The sequence below is a fragment of the Cycloclasticus zancles 78-ME genome, assembly GCF_000442595.1.
Lineage (GTDB): Bacteria > Pseudomonadota > Gammaproteobacteria > Methylococcales > Cycloclasticaceae > Cycloclasticus > Cycloclasticus pugetii.
Window position 1 is genome coordinate 1,068,912 of record NC_021917.1, and the last position, 18,012, is coordinate 1,086,923.

An 18,012-nucleotide genomic window follows, 5' to 3' on the forward strand; every position below is an offset into this window, starting at 1 on the left:
GAGAGTTAAATGTCAACGCAAGCAATGTGGATTAGTAAAACGGGACTAGAAGCGCAACAAACGCGGATGTCGGTTATTTCAAACAACCTAGCCAACGTTAATACAACCGGTTACAAAAAGTCGAGAGCGGTGTTTGAAGACTTGTTGTATCAAAATGTACGACAAGTTGGAGCGCAATCGTCACAAGATAACATCTTGCCGACGGGGTTGCAGATTGGTACAGGGGTTCGTACGGTTGCTACTGAAAAAACGCATACCCAAGGGACTATTCAGCAAACAGGAAACTCGCTTGATATTGCGGTAAATGGCCGTGGTTTTTTCCAGATTTTAAGACCTGATGGCAGTATTACCTATACACGTGATGGCAGCTTTAAACTGGATGGCGATGGCCAAATGGTAACATCAGGCGGTTACCCATTAGAGCCCTCTATTTCCATTTCAGAAGATGCCTTAAGTGTTACTGTCGGTGTGGATGGCACGGTGTCAGTTTTACAAGCCGGTAATTCTACGCCAAGTCAGGTAGGCAATATTACACTGGCCGACTTTATTAACCCAACAGGTCTAGACCCCATTGGTGAAAATCAGTTTAGGGAGTCTTTGTCCAGTGGTAGCCCAACGGTAACGACACCGGGCGAAACAGGCGTGGGTCTGTTATCAGGTGGTTCATTAGAAACCTCTAACGTGAACGTTGTAGAAGAGTTGGTCAGCATGATCGAAACTCAACGTGCGTATGAAATGAACTCAAAGGCCATCTCAAATTCAGATGAAATGCTACAACGTTTAATGCAGGATTTATAAACAAGGAATCATGATAATGAAAACCCTTAAACTCTTTGTCTTAGTGTTCATGCTATCCGGTTGCGCGATGATGGATAATATGAGTAAACCTCGCCACGATCCGGAGTATGTGCCTGCTAAGCCGACCTCTTATCAAGTGCCACAAAGCAATAATGGTTCTATCTATCAAGCGGGTTATGAGGTGAGTTTATTTGAAGATATAAGAGCCAGAAGAATCGGTGATATTTTAACGATTAATTTGGTTGAAAAAACCAATGCAAAGAAACAAGCCGATACTGATATCAAAAAAGATAACAGTACTTCAATTTCTACGCCTACCATTTTGGGTATGAGTGACCCCTCTAAATTTGGTTTGAATCTTGATAGCAGTTTGGCTTCAGCGAGTGACTTTGCAGGTGAGACTGAAAGCACACAAAATAATAGCCTCAGCGGTAGCATTACCGTTAGCGTGATAGATGTCTTACCGAATGGCTATTTAAAAATTCGTGGTGAAAAGCGTGTTCGTTTAAATCAGGGTAATGAGTATATTCGCTTATCGGGCATTATTCGTCCAACCGATATTAACCCCGATAATAGTGTGGAATCTACAAGAATTGCCGATGCCACTATCATGTATACAGGTGAAGGTGCACTGGCAGATGCTAATAAAATTGGTTGGTTAGCACGTTTCTTTATCAGTGCGGTGTTCCCGTTTTAGGAGAAGGTGATGAGATATTTTAAAATAGTATTGGTTTTGTTAGCAATGAGCATCACAAACGCTAATGCCGAGCGAATTAAAGACCTAGCCTCTATTACAGGTGTTCGCTCAAACCAATTAGTGGGGTATGGTGTGGTGGTTGGTTTAAATGGAACCGGCGACAAGGTGAAATCGGGGGATTTTACTTCCCAGAGTTTGCGCAGTATGTTGAGTCAAATGGGCGTTAAAATCCCATCAAATGTGCAAATAAAATCTAAAAATGTTGCAGCCGTTATTATTCACGCTTCATTACCTGCTTTTGCAACACCAGGGCAAATGATTGACGTGACCGTTAATGCGATTGGCGAGGCGAAAAGTTTACGCGGCGGTAGCTTATTAATGTCTCCTTTAAAAGGTGCTGACGGCAAAGTATATGCGATAGCGCAAGGTAATCTAGTTGTGGGTGGTTTGAGTGCATCGGGTAATGATGGTTCTAAAATAAGTGTGAACATACCCACCGTAGGTAATATCCCTAATGGTGCATCAGTAGAGCGCTCTGTTTATAGCCCCTTTAATGATGGTAATTCCTTAACGTTAAACCTGCATACCTTTGACTTTACAACCGCTAATCGCTTAGCAATGTCGATAAACCAAGCTATTGGTCCGCAAACATCACATTCAATAAACGGTGGCAGCGTTAAAGTGAATATGCCACGTGACCCAGCTCAACGGGTTGCTTTTATGTCATTGCTTGAAAATTTAGAAGTGCAGCCGGCACAATCAGCAGCGCGTATTATTATTAACTCAAGAACGGGTACGGTTGTCATAAACAATCAGGTCAAAGTACGTCCAGCGGCGGTCTCTCACGGTAATTTAACAGTGACCATTAACGAGAGTTTAAATGTTAGCCAGCCAGGCGGGTTTTCGGATGGGCAAACAGTTGTCACGCCACAAACAGATATAACCGTTACCGAAGAAGATAAACGCATGTTTGTTTTTGATCCTGGTGTATCGCTAGATGAAATTGTGCGGGCTGTTAACCAAGTGGGTGCGGGTCCAAGTGACTTGGTGGCGATCTTAGAGGCGCTAAAAGGCGCAGGCGCATTAACTGCAGAGCTGATTGTTATCTAATGAATATAAGTGGCTCACAAGCAGATGTTTATGCAGACTTTAATGGCTTAGCGCAATTAAAAGCTAAGGCCACTGGCGGGCAGGGTGAAAAACAAGAAGCCCTAGAGCAAGTGGCGCGTCAATTTGAGACCGTGTTTTTAAAAATGATGCTTAAAAGCATGCGAGATACGGTGCCTGATTCCGAGTTAATTGATGGTGAAAAAACAAAGTTTTATGAATCGATGTATGACGATCAAATTTCTCTAGATTTATCCAAACGGGGGCATTTGGGGTTGGCGGATATGATTGTTCAGCAAATGGGTGGCCAAGTAAAAAGCGAAAACATGGTGGCGGCACAGGGGTTGTCTGATTATCGAGAAGCCTCGGTACGAAGAATTCAAGGGGCCTTACAAGAAGTGAAAACGGCTGAGCCTTCAAGTAACGTAACAGCCATTAACTCACCAGAAGATTTTATTCATAAAATGTGGCCGCAGGCACAACAAGCAGCGCAAGAGCTGGGTGTGGATGCCAAAGTATTATTAGCCCAATCTGCCCTAGAAACCGGCTGGGGTAAACACATTATGCGAAATAAAATAGGCCAAAGTAGTCATAATTTATTCGGTATAAAAGCCTCGCATGGCTGGGAAGGCAAAACTGTTTCAGTACAAACGGTTGAGTACGAAAATGGTATTGCAGAAAAACGTCAAGCAACTTTCCGAGCATACGATAGTTACCAAGAGAGCTTTAACGATTATGTGCAGTTCTTGCAACAAAACCCACGTTATCAGCAGGCATTAACTCAAGTAGATTCAAACGAAGGGTTTGTAAAAGGTCTACAAAAAGCAGGGTATGCAACCGATCCTGCATATGCCCAAAAAATACTATCGATCCTTAATCGTGCGCAGCTTAGTGGTCTTACCGTTCCAGCTTCAGGTTTTGCCAGTTAGGCCGATACGTTAACAATGGAAGACATAATATGACATATCAACATTTAAAAAGAGCAGCCCTATGAGTGACTTATTACACAATGGCTTGTCTGGTTTAACTGCCTTTAGAAGTGTGCTTGACACGACCAGTCAGAATATTGCCAATGCTTCAACAGAAGGTTATAGCCGTCAACGGGTCGAGTTAGATGCTAATAATCCACAACTGGCTGGTGCTGGGTATATTGGTTCGGGTGTTAGTGCGACTAATGTTAGTAGGCTTTATGATGCTTTTTTAAGCACACAATATAGAAGCAGTAGTACTGCTGTGTCTGAATTAGAGACTTATTTAAACTTTGCTAACCAAATTGATGGTGTGTTAGCGGATGAAAATATTGGGTTAAGTACGGCCTTACAAGATTTTTTCAATGCGGTTCAAGCTGTTGCAGATGATCCAACATCTATTCCAGCACGCCAAGTGCTATTAACTGAAGGCGAGGTGTTGGAAAACCGTTTTGCTACATTAGACCGATTGTTTGATGGTGTTAGCACGCAAGTTAACGGTTCGTTACAGGGAAATATAGACGAGGTAAATAGCCTATCTGAAAATATTGCTCTGATTAATGACAGGATCGCCAGCGCATTAGGTGGTTCGGATGGTAACTTGCCGAATGATTTATTGGATCAACGAGATAAATTAATTGATGATTTGTCTCAGTTAGTGAATGTAAAAACCAATGAGCAAGAAAATGGCGCGGTCAATGTTTTTATTGGTAATGGGCAAACTTTAGTCTTAGGTAATACGAACAATACACTGGCTTTGCAGCCGTCTACATTAGACCCTACTAGAGTTGATGTTATTTTTCAGCAGGGCGGCGCTGATACAGCTATTACCCAGTTTATGACAGGGGGTGAAATAGGGGGCGCCTTACGTTTTAAAGATGAGGTGTTAGATGAAGCGGTTCATGCCTTAGGTGAAATAGCTATCGGTCTGTCATTCTCAGTAAATAATCAACATGCCAATGGTATCGACCTAGAGGGCGAACAGGGGCTAAACTTTTTTAGTACAGCAAATATTACCCATGTTAAGGCCGATGCCAACGCAGGCTCATTGGCTGTCAGTGTTTCCGATCCATCACAAATAATTAATAGCGATTATCGTGTTACAACGGATGGGACGGCGCTACCAAATACAGCCTATAACATTACACGGTTATCTGATAATACCTCTATCAGTGGTGTTATATCGTCTGGAGCATCGGTTGATTACGATGGGCTAACCTTCGATTTATCATCGGCAAATGTTAATAATGAGTATAGAGTGATCAGCCCAACACGTTATGCGGCTGAAAATTTCTCATTAGCGTTAACTGACCCTAAAGATATTGCTGTTGCGCTTCCGGTTGTCTCAGAGCAAACCGTCAGCAACTCTGGAACTGGCGGTTTAAGTAATGTGGCGGTGACTGGTTTATCAGCATCATCGTTACCGGCTGGTGTGGTTTTAACGTATGACAATACATTGAAACAATATACGGTTAGTAATGCTACGGGAGGGCCCTTGGCCTACGATGCAGCAACAAATAACGGCGATAGCTATACGGTTAATGTCGCTGGTTTTGGCGATATTAGCTTTACCCTAACCGGTCAGCCTGATGAGGGTGATACCTTCTCATTGGTTGATAATTCAGGTGGCACGGGTGATAACCGAAATGGGCACTTCCTTGCTGGGTTGCAAACGAATTTGAGCTTGTCCGGTGGTACCGCCTCATTTCAAGATGTTTACGGTCAAGTTATTGCTGATGTGGGTCGCCGGACACAGTCGGCTGAAGTTAATGCGGCGGCACAAAATGGTCTTTTGGCGCAAACCATCGCCTCCAAAGATGCTGTCAGTGGTGTTAATTTAGATGAGGAGGCGGCTAATTTAATTCGTTTTCAACAAGCGTATCAAGCCGCTAGTCAAGTTGTGTTAACGTCTCGTACAATTTTCGAAACGCTATTAGGAGCTTTCAGATAATGGTCGATAGAATTTCAACAAGCCTTGCTCAACAATTGGGTATTAATGCGATTATGTTTCAGCAGGCTCAAGTTAACCAAGCGCAGCAACAAATCTCATTAGGTAAACGGATACTTACACCATCTGATGACCCGTCGGGTGCAGCTCAGGTCCTCGACTTTAACCAATCCATCAGCCGAATCACGCAGTTTCAAACGAATATAAATTACGCAGAAAATCGTTTGTCGTTGTCTGATACAACCTTGCAAAGTGTAACCAATAGTTTACACCGTGTCCGTGAATTAGCCGTGCAGGGGTACAACGATACAAATACGGCAGCTGACCGACAATCTATAGCAAACGAGATGTTTCAGCGTCTTGACGAAATGGTGGCGCTCGCCAATACCAAAGATGCTAATGGTGATTATCTGTATTCAGGTTTTAAAGGACAAACACAGGCGGTTACCGGTTCGGCTGCCACGGGTGTATTTAGTTTTCAAGGCGATCAAGGTCAGCGTTTGATACAGATTGGTGAAAACCGTACGGTGTCAGACAATAATTCAGGTGCAGAATTGTTTTTTAATCTGCAAGATAAAAATGGCAATGCAGAGGATGTGTTCACTACGTTATACAGTTTAGCGACGGATTTAGCGACCAATAGACCGGCGGTAGAAGAAACAGAGTTAACCTTTAATTCGGTGCCTTTAGATGCGCAGTCAATGACTATCAACGGTATTAATTATGAGTTTGATGATGGGACGGGGCCAGCGATTGCACCACCAAGCATAGCGGTGGATATTTCTGCTGCTGTAACGGGCGATGACGTAGCTGCTCTTTTAAATGCGGCAGTTGCCAGTAACGATTCAACAGTTGATCTCGATCAAACTAATAATACACTCCGTATCATTGCTAACACGCCAGGTGAAGGAGAGCTGGCAATTGATGTATCGCTTACAAGCGCTGCCAGTGCAACAAATGTTTCTATCCCTTTATATGATCACTTGGATCAGTTAGATACCGCGTTGAACCGTGTTTTAGATGTGCGTTCTCAAATTGGTGCAAGGCTAAATGCACTAGATAGCCAACAAGAAACCAATCAAGACTTCTTATTAAACCTTCAAAGCGCAAAGTCACAGGTTGAAGACCTTGATATGGCAGAAGCGATCAGTCGATTTAATCTTCAAATAGTGAGTTTGCAGGCAGCACAGCAGTCATTCGTTAAAGTGCAAAATTTATCATTATTTAATTTATTATAATTAAATAAACCCTAGGTCGACTCTATAAATGTGGTGTCAATATTTTTGACTCATAGAGTCGATGTTTGAGGCTTGGTGATGCCACTTAGTTGTAACCTACAAAAAACTTAAAATAAATCCTAAAGAATATTTTTATAGCGCCGATACCTTAAGCGGAGGCGGTGAATATCTAGTCATACTCAAAGATATATCCGTCATGTTTTAGAAAAAGTAAGCATTAGGCTTACATAGGAGCAATAAAATGCCTCAATTTATTAACAGTAATATTGCGTCTTTGACGGCGCAACGTAACTTAGATACATCACAAAGTTCGTTAAACACGTCGTTACAAAGACTTTCTTCCGGTTTACGTATTAACAGTGCTAAAGACGATGCGGCCGGCCTTGCCATTTCAGAGCGCTTTACCACACAAATTCGTGGTTTAAACCAAGCGGCACGAAATGCAAATGATGCTATCTCTCTTTCTCAAACAGCTGAAGGCGCGTTGGGTGAGATTGGTAACAACTTACAACGTATCCGTGAGTTAGCTGTTCAATCTGCTAACTCAACAAACTCATCATCAGATAGAGCGGCGTTGAATCTAGAGGTTCAACAACGTTTAGCAGAGATTGATCGAGTATCAAGCCAAACATCATTTAATGGTCAGAAAATTCTTGATGGAACATTTGGCTCTGCGCAGTTTCAAGTTGGTGCAAATGTGGGTGAATCCATTAGTTTGGACTTGTCAACAAGCACGCGTCAAGCGGACTTAGGTGCTGTTGCAACGGCAACCTCATCGGTTGATTTATCGACGATTATTTCGGCCGGCACGGCCGCCGTAACTGGGTCTGCTGCTGATTATACATTTGATGCTGCCAACTTAATTGCCGATTATAGTTCTATAGCTGCAGTTGCAGGTACTGACACAATAGATTTTTCTACAGGAACACCTAACGCTGGTGATACGGTTACAGTAAACGGCGTTGTATTTACACTCGCAGATTCTACGAGTGCTAGTTCCGTTGATAGCGCTACGGCAGTCACGGTTAATGTCGATTTCGGTGGCGGTGCAACAGCCCAAGATGCGGTAGATGACTTCGTTGCTGCATTTGGTTTAGCTGTGACTGATGCAGGGTCAGCCGGCACAGGTACGGCGCTGAGTGGCTTGAGCGCAGGTAATGCAGGTGGAACTACTACTACAGCGACTATTTCTGATACAGCGGCTGGTTTGGCAGCAACAGTAGGTAGAACAGTTGCTGCTTCTGATGCAACTGTTCAGCAAGATGTAACAGGCTCAGATGCTGATAATTCAGCTAACAGAACTTTTACAATTGATGATGCTGATGGAGATGCTGCGGTAACAGTAACACTCAATAGCAACATAACGAGTGCTGCAGACCTACAAGGTGTGATTAATGCTGCAAGAGCAGGGACTGAATTCGCAGCAACTGTGAATGGTACTGAAATAACGTTAACAGATGATAGTAATTTTACAGGAAGTTTTGCAATTGGTGGTACCAATGCAGCGCTAATTACTGCTGAACTTGTTAGTTCAACAGCTGGTGTTACTGATGTGCCATTAGTGGCTGCAAACTCAGTGACAGTTTCAGGTGACTTTAGTATTCAGATCGGTGCCGGAACTTCAGTTGCAGTTTCAGACGGTACGTATTCAACAGTACAAAGTTTAGTTGATGCTGTTAATACCTCATTGGCAGGTAATGCTGAAGCTGTACTTAATACGGATAATACACTAAGTATTATTGCAAACGATACAATTGCAGTAACGGGCACGGTTGGTAATACAACAATTGGTTTAGCGGCATCTACGGCTGTAACAGGTGATTTGTCTACAGCATCGGTTGATACAGTGGCAAATTCTGAAACAACCATTCGTCAAGTCGACTCTGCGTTATCAGCGGTTAGTTCTTTACGAAGCACGTTTGGTGCGATTCAAAACCGTTTTGAATCTACCATTGCTAACTTAGCAACTACGACTGAGAACTTAAGCGCAGCGCGCTCACGTATTCAAGATGCTGATTTTGCAGCAGAGACTGCAGCGTTGACTAGAGCGCAAATTCTGCAGCAAGCAGGTGTGTCAATTTTGTCTCAAGCTAACTCGTTACCACAAAACGTATTAGCCTTGTTGCAATAGGGCGTTAAGGGTAAATACTGGCTTTATGAAAATAGAGCCAGTATTAATCTAAACAGGAGGTAGTTATGGAAACATTAAATTTAGTTAGTTCGGCACCAAAGGCGGTAACGTCTAAGGCATCTAATGTTACCGTATCAACTGATAGTGTTATTGCACAGAAGGTAAGTAATCAGTCAATGGGTGGTCAAGCTTTGCCGGAAGAGGTAAGCGGTAGCCAGTCATCAGCTGCACAAAAAATTGAAGAAACGGTGAGTGATTTGAATAGCTTTGTTCAAAACGTTCAACGATCTATACAATTTAGTGTGCATGATGATACTGGTCGTTCCGTTATAACGGTAACAGATAAGGAGTCGGGTGATGTTATCCGGAATTTTCCGTCTGAAGATGTGTTAGCAATGGCAGCGTATTTGGCTGAAAACAAGGCGCAATCAGAAGATGCGGCTCGTGGTTTGTTGGTAAACGAAAGTGCGTAGGAGGCAAGCTTTTTGCATAGTTATTTCAGTATTATGTAAATAAGGAAACCATTATGTCAATTTCATCAGCAGGTATCGGGTCTGGAATAGATGTTAATACATTGATCACTCAGTTGGTTGAAGCAGAGGGTGTCGATAAATCAAACAGGCTTGACTTTAATGAAGCTGAATATTTAGGTGATATTTCAGCGTTTGGTTCTTTGAAAAGTGCTTTATCTATTTTTCAAGGGGCTGTTCGAGACTTGCAAGATACAGCGGATTTTCAACTCAGGTCTGCTTTATCCAGTAATGATGAGGTTTTTACTGCGACGGCTGATGAAACAGCGGATGTCTCGCAATATGGCATTGAAGTTGTTCAGTTAGCACAAGCGCACAAGTTGATAACAACCAGTGGTTTTGCTGATACGGATACAATAGGAGACGGCACCCTAACATTTACCCAGGGTGATGATTCTTTTTCTTTAACGATTGATGCAACAGATACCCTAACGGATATTAGAGATGCGATTAATGCTGCCAATGATAATACAGGTGTTTCAGCTTCTATTATTAATGTCGATTCGGGGCAACAATTAGTTTTTACAGCAACATCTAGTGGTTTAGATAATGCAATAACAATAACAGCAGTCGATAGTGATGGCGAAAATTCAGATGAATTTGGTTTGTCACGTTTAGTCAATACACAATTAAATACACCAAGCGCAGCTCAAGATGGCCAAATAAAAGTGGATGGTCAATTAATCAGCAGTAATAACAATACATTTTCGGATGTGCTGGATGGTATTACGATTAATGCTGTTTCAGTTGGTGCAGGTGAGCAGTTAACGGTTGCGCAAGACCGTGAGGCGATTACGTTTAAGATTGATACCTTTATTGCCAACTATAACGGCTTAGTTGATACCTTTAATACACTGGGTTCATACGATGCGGCGACAGAATCAGCAGGATTGCTATTGGGCGACTCTACTTTGCGCGGTATTAGTACATTAATAAGACAAGAAATTTCCTCTTCTGTGACTGGGCTTACAGGTCCTTTTAGCACGTTAGCAGAGCTAGGTATTACAACAGATGAAGAGGGGAAGCTATCCTTAAATAGCGAGACGTTAAACGCTGCTTTGGACAGTAATTTTGATCAAGTTGGACAATTATTTGCTGCGAGTAATGGCATCGCCAATACGTTAGATATGGCTATTGAGGGTTATATTGGCTCAAATGGAATCATTGATTCTAGAACAGCCGGTATACAAGTCAGCGTGGATGATATTGCCGATCAGCGAGAAGCACTAGATAGACGGTTAGTGTCCTTAGAAAGTAGGCTATTAAGTCAATTTACCGCCATGGATATACTGGTAAGTTCTTTACAAAATCAGAGTAATTTTTTAACACAGCAGCTGGCTAATTTACCAGGTGCTTATAATTCAAATAGTAATAATTAAAGTACATTTATAATTGGAGAATCCTATGAATGGCGCAACTGCATTAAAACAGTATCAACAAACATCCGTACATGGTGGTGTAATGGACGCATCACCACATAAGTTAATCCAAATGCTATTGGATGGGGCCTTATCGCGAATATTGTCTGCAAAAAGCGCTTTAAAGCAACAGCACGTTGCTAAGAAAGGTGAGCAAATTGGAAGTGCTATTTCAATTATTGAAGGACTTAGAGCGAGTTTAGATTTCAAACAAGGTGGTGAAATATCAAAGAATTTAGATGCACTTTATGAATATATTAATCACGTTTTATTACAGGCGAATATTAAGAATGATGCTGCCTTGCTTGATGAAGCGGGTAAGCTTTTGAGTCAAATTAAAATGGGGTGGGATGCAATAAGCCCTGATGCTGCGCAACGTTAATTTTTATGCCAAGTGATTTACAACGCCTTGACTCTATTCTTGCGGATACTGAAAAACTCATTCAGCTAGCTCAAGAGGGTGAATGGGATGTAGTGGTAAAGCTTGAAAAAGCACGCGATACAGACATACAGCATTTGTTTGAAACACCGCCAGAAATCGAAGCTGCAGTATTGGCAGAAAGTATTCAATTGGTGCTAGATAAAAATAAAATCCTAACTCAATTTTTATTGAGTCAGCGTGATAGCCTTCGTATGGAAATGTCGCAAGCAGGGCATGCACATAAAGCTATTAATGCCTATTTAACAACAGGTTAATAGTTAGAAATAAGCTATTTAATGGTTGTGTCAGTCTTTTTTACATCGCCGGTATTATCATTCCACCGTAACGATAAAATATCGCCTTTTTTACCCTCTTTAAATGAGAAAGCCAGATAAGGGTTTTGAGATATTGATGTGCCAAATTGTGCTAGAAAAACTTCTTTACCGTTGTGTTCGCAGCTAATTTTTTGAATATATTTCGCGGATATCCTTTCGCCTGAGTCTTTATCAATACGTTCACCTGTTTCCATGGGGTGTATAGCTAATACCCTAACATGAGTGATGTTATTTATTATTTTTGCTCTCACTTTCATTTATATCTCCAAATAAGATGAGATTAATAACGAATTATTAAGTTGCTAACGAGTACACCCACTTGATGAGACTTTTACTTCTTGGCTTCTACTATATAGCTTGTCTCCTGCTTTGATAACAGCGATGACGGTGCTAGTTTTAACTAAACGAATTCGGGTCGACACAGATGCTAATGTATCTGGTGGGATTTGAAAGGTCGCCGTTAAAGGTTGAGGGTTGTCTTGTACAAAAATACTAATTGAGTCGACACCTTTTAGCTTGGTTTTGATCGAAATAGGAACAGCATCGCTATTTTCTGCTGTTTTAGGCGCCTTTAGCTTTACCTCGTTACTGTTAATGAGGGTCGATGAGCCAAATAAATGTTGGTATGCCTTATTAAGAGTGTCGGCATTAAAGGCATCGTTAGCCCATGCCGCCCAACTAGTGAGGGGAGATATCAAGGTTAAACAAGTGCTGGTACCCACCGCTAATAATTTTAGAAATTTTCTACGTGAAATAATCATCTCTTTTATAGTTTCCTTATGATTAAAACCTATAAAGGAAAACCGTCTGTAATGGAGCCTTTGTTTGTGCAGTCGCTAGTCGCAAGGTTTAGTTATTATTAAACGTATTTTCAAGTAGGGTTCTTTATGACAATCAAGCAGCAGACTCTTTGCAAATGAGCAAGGTGCCTTTATTAAAGGGTCGGTTCTGTTTGTCTACGTACGTTCGTATTGAGCATTTTATAGCATAAAAGGGAGGTGCAGCTTTTATGCTTACGATCGCATTAAAGGTGGTTTTTTACAAACTATCGAGCATCTTTTGTGCTTTTTCTTTGTCGGAATCGTTACCGTTCTCCAATATTTCTTCTAATGTTTGACGAGCCGACTCTGTGTCTTCCATTTCGAGAGAAGCTTGTGCTAATGAAAACATGGTTTCAATACTCTCACTGGTAGGGTTGCTCAGATCCTGTGGTGTATCTTGATTTTTGATTAGGTCAAAATCAAATTCAAACTCACTCTTTGGTTCTTCGTCGTGGTTAGCTTCTTCAGGCTCAATGTCTTGTTGTATTTCTAAATCAAGGTCAAGGTCAAGGTCATCAGTTTGAATTGGTGCTGCTTGAATTTCAATGTTTTCTTCTGCTGGTGCTAGAAATAGTGGTGAGTCAGGGCAGATGTCCATGCCCATATCAACAATGCTATTCCATGCGTCAGGGTCTGAATCTTTTAGGTCTGATAATGAACTGGCCTGTTCTTCAAAAGCTTCAGCGTTATTGGATGAAAAGTAAACATCAAGCAATTTTAATTTAAGAGCTAGGTTTTCTGGCTCTGATTCTATCGCGCTTTTGATAAGATCTTCTGCTTGTTGGAATCGACCATAAGCAATATAGACATCACACTCTGTTAGAGGGTCCGCTTCTTGGGTATGTTCACTGCTGCCGAATTCGCTGGGTATGAATTCGCTTAAAAGAGGCTCTTCTTCGAGTATAGTAGATGAGGTATCAGTATTGTCTGTATCAATAGTTGGTACAACAGCTGGTGTATCAGAAAATACGTCCTCAGGCTGTGTTTCCTTACGTTGCTTTTTTCGACGTGCTAAAAATAGCCCAAGTAGAACAAGGAGCGCGCCGCCGCCATAAAGGGCAAGGGTGTTATCATTATCCTTGCTATCTTTTTTTTCGACAGGTGTGTCAATAGGGGCTGGCTTTACAGTTGTTGCTGTTGATTCAGCAACGACAGGTTTTGCTGCTTGTAATTGTGCTAGCTGCTCATCTTTTAAAGCTAATAAACGTTGTAGTTTGTCTACTTGTTTTTCTAAATCATTGAGACGTGATTTAACCTCTTTGTTTTCTTCTTCAAGGGTTGTAGCCATCTCAATGGCAATGTTTGCTTGCTCTGTAGAGCTTGTTGAACCTATTGGGGTATCAGTGGTGTTGCCTTCTATAGGTATATTTTTTTCAGTATCTTGCTTCGGTGTTAATAAGGTTAGTTTTGCCTCATCTAGGTTATTTTCAAGTTTTTTTTTAACGTCGGATGTCGCTGCAAGGGCTTGGTCTTTCTGGTCTAGTTTTGCAACGGCCGCTGGCGTACTGGAGACGGTAGTTGATGAAGACCAGAGTGTATTGTGTTTAATATATTCATTGCTGGCTTGTGTAGGGCTGAGGCTTTCTGCCTGTTCAGTGCTTGGAAGTTTAAGCACCGCTCCTTTTTTTAAAGCATTGATATTTTCTTTGTAGAAGGCTTCTGGGTTATTGTCATAAAGGGCCAGCATCATTTGTTGATGAGTGACAGTACGATTATTAGTAATGAGTTTTTTAGCAATACCCCAGATAGTATCGCGACTTTTTGTTGGGCCATATTCACTGGCAGGTGCAGTTTGCACAGTAGTGGTAGGAGGTGTATATGTTGTTACCGATGCATCGTTTACGGGTGTTACTGGTGTAATGCTGGGTGTTTGAGGTAGTTCTAGTGGGTTGGTTCTAACATCAGACATTGTGATGGGGGGATCTAAAAGAATAGTAAATTCTTTTAATGTACGCCCCTGGGGCCATTCAACTTCGAGAATAAAGTTTACGAAAGGTTCTTTTATGGTTGCAGTCGAACGAACATCAACGGTAATTTCACCGTTTTTACCTAGCACAGGGGTGAACTTTAATTGGGTTAGATAGTGTGGCCTATCAATTCCTGCTTTATCAAAAGTCTCTCTTGAAGCAATGCCTATTTTTATATTGCTGGGGTCTTCTTGTTTGGAGCCAACAAGCGGAATCTGCGCTTTTAACAACTGATTTAAGGCAGAATACGTTGTAATTTCCCCGACACCTAATGCGTGGGCACTTGCAGAATTTAACAGGCAAAGTGCGGCAATAGTTTTTGTAGGCTTGTTCATTTTGTTGCTCCTAAACTAACGATAGTCGTCTATCCATAAATTAGTGAAATATATTATTAATATCAACTATAGACTAAAGATAATTTTTTACTAGTACTTCGGCAATTTGTACGCTGTTTAATGCAGCGCCTTTACGAACATTATCTGCAACGACCCAGAGGTTAAGTCCTCTAGGATGAGAGATATCTTCTCTGATGCGACTGACATAAACATCATCATGACCTGCTGATTCGGTAACTGCTGTTGCATAACCACCGTCAATGCGTTCATCAAGAAGTGTAATTCCGTCAAATGAGGACATTAGCTCACGGACTTTTTCGACGCTGATTTTCTCTTTAGTTTCTATGTGCAATGCCTCAGAGTGGCCATAAAAAACAGGTATCCTGACAGCAGTTGGGTTAACTTTGATTGAATCATCGTTAAAAATTTTGTTGGTTTCCCAAACCATTTTCATTTCTTCTTTGGTGTAGCCGTTGTCTTGGAAGACATCAATTTGGGGTAATGCATTAAAGGCTATTTGTTTTGGGTATACTTTGGCCTCAGCATTTTTGCCATTTAATAATTTTGCTGTTTGCCCAGCTAGTTCTTCAATGGCGCTTTTTCCAGTGCCTGAAACGGCTTGGTAAGTGGCAACATTTATACGCTCAATACCGACCGCATCATAGATGGGTTTTAAAGCAACCAACATTTGAATGGTTGAGCAGTTTGGGTTTGCAATAATGCCTTTATTGGTATGTTGCGCGATGGCCTCTGGGTTTACTTCGGGCACCACGAGTGGAATGTCATCGTCATAGCGGAAATGTGATGTGTTATCAATAACAACACAACCGGCAGCGGCAGCTTTAGGCGCATACTCTGCAGAAACAGAACCGCCTGCTGAAAACAAACCAATTTGAACTTGACTAAAATCAAAGTCGGCGAGGTTGCCGATTTTTACGTTTTTGCCATTAAATTGAACAGTGCCACCAGCAGAGCGACTGCTTGCTAAAGGGTAAATATTTCCAACAGGGAACTTTCTTTCCTCAAGGATAGATAGCATCGTTTCACCAACGGCGCCTGTAGCGCCAACAACAGCAATATCATATGTTTTCATTTAGGTTATTCCTTGCAAAATCATTAAGTTTTAAGTGAAATTATCAGCTTAATCAAAAGTTAAGCTAATGCTTTATTGTTGTATCGCCGAGAATTTGCTCGGCAAACACCTAGTCGTCGAGTACTGCGAATATTTTTGCAGTAATGTCTTGCACACCACCAACACCCTCAATGGTGCTGAATTTAACTGCAGATGTTTCAGCAGCCTTTGAATAGAAGTCAACAAGTGGCGCTGTTTGGGAGTGGTAAGTTGTTAAGCGATCGCGAACAATGTCTTCATGATCGTCGGCACGTTGAATTAATGGCTCACCAGTAATGTCATCAAGTCCCTCTTGTTTAGGTGGGTTATAAGTAAGGTGGTATGTTCTGCCAGAGTCCAAGTGCACGCGCCTTCCAGCCATTCTACGGACGATTTCTTCGTCATCGACAGCAATTTGTATGACGTGATCAACCTCTATGCCCATGTTTGCAAGGCCAATGGCTTGTGGGATTGTGCGTGGGAAACCATCTAACAAGAAACCTTTTGAACAATCATCTTCTGTTAATCGTTCTTTGATTAAGCCTAAAATAATTTCATCAGAGACAAGGCCGCCGACATCCATAACCTTTTTTGCTTCAATACCTAATGGTGTGCGAGCTTTAACGGCAGCTCGTAACATATCTCCCGTGGAGATTTGAGGAATACCGTACTTCTCAGTGATAAATTGCGATTGTGTCCCCTTACCGGAACCAGGGCCACCCAATAAAATTATGCGCATTAATTGTCCTCAAAACCATTGTTATTTTAATCGCGCAAAATAACATAATACGAGGTTTTAATCCAGTTGTTAGCGCTGTTATAGACGTTAGGGGGTGGTGATTTTTAAGCTTCTCAATGGGCAGGTATACCATCATTGATCAGCTCGGTTTTTGATGGGAGAGCGGGAAGGCGGGTATGTTTTTTATTTAAAACAAAGTAGATCTATCTGATGTGAGAGGATGAGCAGTACGCGTTTTATAAGGTGAACTGGTCACGTCTTAATTGATGAGGTGCGGGTAAACGTAGAAAGGTAGGGGGCAGCATAGAGGCCCTTGATAAATGGCCTCTATGCTGTTGTGTTTAGGGCTATTGAGGTTTTTGTGGTGTGATTTCGATTTTTGCTTTTTTTCTTAAATCATTAATGTGTTTTTGAATATGTTCTTGTTCGAGACTAGCCGTAATGCTCGGTTTGACTTGTTCAAACGTTGGCGGCGTCCCATCACGTTTCCCAGTGCGTAAAATGATATGCCAACCAAATTGAGTTTGTACAGCCTGTTTAGTGTATTCATTATCTTTCAAAGAAAGCACGGCTTTCGAGAACTCAGGTACCATTCGTTGCGGAGCAAACCAACCTAAATCCCCACCTTTTGGGCCGCTTGGTCCTGTTGAGTATTCCTTGGCAAGTGTAGCGAATGGAGTACCTTTGTTGAGTTTCTCAATAACTTCTTTCGCCTGCGCTTCTTCTGATACTAAGATATGGCTAGCTTTAAGTTCTGTGACATCCATTTCGTTAATGTTAGCATCATATTCTTCTTTTAGACGCTCTTCAGGAATAGGGTTGTTGTCAAGAAAGTCAATCATAGCGACTTGAGAAAGCATGCTTAAATTAATAAACTTCATGCGTGCCTTAAAGTCAGAAGATTTGTCTAACTTATTCTTATGAGCTTCTTCTTTTAGGAGTTGCATGTTAACGATATCATCAACCAGTTGGTTCATTGGGACATTGTTTTTTGAATCGATTTGACGCCTTTCTAGGGCGTAAAACTGTAAGGTTGATTGTTTGAGTTCTTGTCCATTAACAATAGCGATGGTTGGGTCTTCGTTTGCGAATGCCTGTGGGGCGATAGATGCTAGTAAAATTGAACCAATGATGACTAATTTACCCTTCATTTAAATCTCCTGTTGTCGGTTTTTCTTCTGGTGTAAAGGCTTTAATGCTAAGTGCATGAATGTCGCTTTTCATCATGTCACCTAATGCTCGATAAATAAGCTGGTGACGTTGAATTCTTGATTTATTTTCAAATTTATTAGAAACAATGGTCAGGTAAAAATGCCCACCACCTGATTTAGCGCCTTCATGCCCTGCATGAGATTGGCTATCATCTAATACTTGAATGAACTCGGGCTGAATAGCCTTATTTAAAGTGTCTTTTATTATATCTGTACGGTTTGTCATTTTATCTGTAG

The 18,012-nt window shown here is 41.5% G+C and carries 18 protein-coding genes; 11 read left to right on the top strand and 7 right to left on the bottom strand.

Annotated elements, in window-relative coordinates; all coding sequences use genetic code 11:
• Window positions 1-9 precede the first annotated feature (9 nt).
• From flgG to CYCME_RS05240, 11 genes are all read left to right on the top strand, one after another.
• Window positions 10-798, top strand: a complete 789-nt coding sequence (gene flgG, locus CYCME_RS05190; RefSeq protein WP_020932329.1) for a flagellar basal-body rod protein FlgG — start codon at window positions 10-12, stop codon at window positions 796-798.
• Window positions 799-814: 16 nt separating this feature from the next.
• On the top strand, window positions 815-1,495 hold the full coding sequence (flgH, locus tag CYCME_RS05195) for a flagellar basal body L-ring protein FlgH (protein WP_015006215.1): 681 nt from the start codon (window positions 815-817) through the stop codon (window positions 1,493-1,495).
• 9 nt (window positions 1,496-1,504) lie between these two features.
• Window positions 1,505-2,605, top strand: coding sequence for a flagellar basal body P-ring protein FlgI (locus CYCME_RS05200; protein ID WP_020932330.1), 1,101 nt, complete (start codon window positions 1,505-1,507; stop codon window positions 2,603-2,605).
• Window positions 2,605-3,531: a flagellar assembly peptidoglycan hydrolase FlgJ gene (gene flgJ, locus CYCME_RS05205; protein ID WP_020932331.1), complete on the top strand. Its 927-nt coding sequence runs from the start codon at window positions 2,605-2,607 to the stop codon at window positions 3,529-3,531. Before CYCME_RS05200 ends, flgJ begins: the two co-directional genes overlap by 1 nt.
• A 61-nt stretch (window positions 3,532-3,592) precedes the next feature.
• Window positions 3,593-5,521, top strand: a complete 1,929-nt coding sequence (gene flgK / locus CYCME_RS05210; RefSeq protein ID WP_020932332.1) for a flagellar hook-associated protein FlgK — start codon at window positions 3,593-3,595, stop codon at window positions 5,519-5,521.
• Entirely contained in the window at window positions 5,521-6,756 is a 1,236-nt protein-coding gene (gene flgL, locus CYCME_RS05215; RefSeq protein ID WP_015006211.1) for a flagellar hook-associated protein FlgL, read from the top strand. Before flgK ends, flgL begins: the two co-directional genes overlap by 1 nt.
• Before the next feature lie 241 nt (window positions 6,757-6,997).
• On the top strand, window positions 6,998-8,887 hold the full coding sequence (locus CYCME_RS05220) for a flagellin (RefSeq protein WP_020932333.1): 1,890 nt from the start codon (window positions 6,998-7,000) through the stop codon (window positions 8,885-8,887).
• Between the two features lie 65 nt (window positions 8,888-8,952).
• Window positions 8,953-9,360 (top strand): flagellar protein FlaG, encoded by a 408-nt coding sequence (locus tag CYCME_RS05225; RefSeq protein ID WP_020932334.1) that lies wholly within the window; start codon window positions 8,953-8,955, stop codon window positions 9,358-9,360.
• Between the two features lie 53 nt (window positions 9,361-9,413).
• Entirely contained in the window at window positions 9,414-10,796 is a 1,383-nt protein-coding gene (gene fliD, locus CYCME_RS05230; protein WP_020932335.1) for a flagellar filament capping protein FliD, read from the top strand.
• A 25-nt stretch (window positions 10,797-10,821) separates the two neighbouring features.
• Window positions 10,822-11,217 (top strand): flagellar export chaperone FliS, encoded by a 396-nt coding sequence (fliS, locus tag CYCME_RS05235; RefSeq protein ID WP_020162352.1) that lies wholly within the window; start codon window positions 10,822-10,824, stop codon window positions 11,215-11,217.
• A gap of 5 nt (window positions 11,218-11,222) precedes the next feature.
• Window positions 11,223-11,531, top strand: a complete 309-nt coding sequence (locus CYCME_RS05240; protein ID WP_020932336.1) for a flagellar protein FliT — start codon at window positions 11,223-11,225, stop codon at window positions 11,529-11,531.
• Between the two features lie 14 nt (window positions 11,532-11,545).
• On the opposite strand, the gene soxZ is transcribed toward CYCME_RS05240, so the two are convergent.
• From soxZ to CYCME_RS05275, 7 genes are all read right to left on the bottom strand, one after another.
• Window positions 11,546-11,848: a thiosulfate oxidation carrier complex protein SoxZ gene (soxZ, locus tag CYCME_RS05245; RefSeq protein WP_020932337.1), complete on the bottom strand. Its 303-nt coding sequence runs from the start codon at window positions 11,846-11,848 to the stop codon at window positions 11,546-11,548.
• 45 nt (window positions 11,849-11,893) lie between these two features.
• Complete coding sequence (soxY, locus tag CYCME_RS05250; protein WP_020932338.1) at window positions 11,894-12,352, bottom strand: thiosulfate oxidation carrier protein SoxY; 459 nt, start codon at window positions 12,350-12,352, stop codon at window positions 11,894-11,896.
• Between the two features lie 277 nt (window positions 12,353-12,629).
• Window positions 12,630-14,714: a FimV family protein gene (locus tag CYCME_RS05255; protein WP_020932339.1), complete on the bottom strand. Its 2,085-nt coding sequence runs from the start codon at window positions 14,712-14,714 to the stop codon at window positions 12,630-12,632.
• Between the two features lie 73 nt (window positions 14,715-14,787).
• Window positions 14,788-15,807, bottom strand: coding sequence for an aspartate-semialdehyde dehydrogenase (locus tag CYCME_RS05260; RefSeq protein WP_015006202.1), 1,020 nt, complete (start codon window positions 15,805-15,807; stop codon window positions 14,788-14,790).
• A gap of 109 nt (window positions 15,808-15,916) precedes the next feature.
• Window positions 15,917-16,564, bottom strand: coding sequence for an adenylate kinase (gene adk, locus CYCME_RS05265; protein ID WP_015006201.1), 648 nt, complete (start codon window positions 16,562-16,564; stop codon window positions 15,917-15,919).
• A 347-nt stretch (window positions 16,565-16,911) separates the two neighbouring features.
• The gene (locus CYCME_RS05270; protein WP_015006200.1) at window positions 16,912-17,715 is read right to left on the bottom strand and encodes a peptidylprolyl isomerase; all 804 of its coding nucleotides are present in this window, start codon (window positions 17,713-17,715) and stop codon (window positions 16,912-16,914) included.
• Window positions 17,705-18,001: a BolA family protein gene (locus tag CYCME_RS05275; RefSeq protein ID WP_015006199.1), complete on the bottom strand. Its 297-nt coding sequence runs from the start codon at window positions 17,999-18,001 to the stop codon at window positions 17,705-17,707. Before CYCME_RS05275 ends, CYCME_RS05270 begins: the two co-directional genes overlap by 11 nt.
• Window positions 18,002-18,012 lie beyond the last annotated feature (11 nt).

Bases quoted from the DNA above. Each gene is read 5' to 3' on its own strand.
- flgG (WP_020932329.1), top strand. From the start codon at position 10: ATGTCAACGCAAGCAATGTGGATTAGTAAAACGGGACTAGAAGCGCAA.
- flgH (WP_015006215.1), top strand. From the start codon at position 815: ATGAAAACCCTTAAACTCTTTGTCTTAGTGTTCATGCTATCCGGTTGC.
- CYCME_RS05200 (WP_020932330.1), top strand. From the start codon at position 1,505: ATGAGATATTTTAAAATAGTATTGGTTTTGTTAGCAATGAGCATCACA.
- flgJ (WP_020932331.1), top strand. From the start codon at position 2,605: ATGAATATAAGTGGCTCACAAGCAGATGTTTATGCAGACTTTAATGGC.
- flgK (WP_020932332.1), top strand. From the start codon at position 3,593: ATGAGTGACTTATTACACAATGGCTTGTCTGGTTTAACTGCCTTTAGA.
- flgL (WP_015006211.1), top strand. From the start codon at position 5,521: ATGGTCGATAGAATTTCAACAAGCCTTGCTCAACAATTGGGTATTAAT.
- CYCME_RS05220 (WP_020932333.1), top strand. From the start codon at position 6,998: ATGCCTCAATTTATTAACAGTAATATTGCGTCTTTGACGGCGCAACGT.
- CYCME_RS05225 (WP_020932334.1), top strand. From the start codon at position 8,953: ATGGAAACATTAAATTTAGTTAGTTCGGCACCAAAGGCGGTAACGTCT.
- fliD (WP_020932335.1), top strand. From the start codon at position 9,414: ATGTCAATTTCATCAGCAGGTATCGGGTCTGGAATAGATGTTAATACA.
- fliS (WP_020162352.1), top strand. From the start codon at position 10,822: ATGAATGGCGCAACTGCATTAAAACAGTATCAACAAACATCCGTACAT.
- CYCME_RS05240 (WP_020932336.1), top strand. From the start codon at position 11,223: ATGCCAAGTGATTTACAACGCCTTGACTCTATTCTTGCGGATACTGAA.
- soxZ (WP_020932337.1), bottom strand. From the start codon at position 11,848: ATGAAAGTGAGAGCAAAAATAATAAATAACATCACTCATGTTAGGGTA.
- soxY (WP_020932338.1), bottom strand. From the start codon at position 12,352: ATGATTATTTCACGTAGAAAATTTCTAAAATTATTAGCGGTGGGTACC.
- CYCME_RS05255 (WP_020932339.1), bottom strand. From the start codon at position 14,714: ATGAACAAGCCTACAAAAACTATTGCCGCACTTTGCCTGTTAAATTCT.
- CYCME_RS05260 (WP_015006202.1), bottom strand. From the start codon at position 15,807: ATGAAAACATATGATATTGCTGTTGTTGGCGCTACAGGCGCCGTTGGT.
- adk (WP_015006201.1), bottom strand. From the start codon at position 16,564: ATGCGCATAATTTTATTGGGTGGCCCTGGTTCCGGTAAGGGGACACAA.
- CYCME_RS05270 (WP_015006200.1), bottom strand. From the start codon at position 17,715: ATGAAGGGTAAATTAGTCATCATTGGTTCAATTTTACTAGCATCTATC.
- CYCME_RS05275 (WP_015006199.1), bottom strand. From the start codon at position 18,001: ATGACAAACCGTACAGATATAATAAAAGACACTTTAAATAAGGCTATT.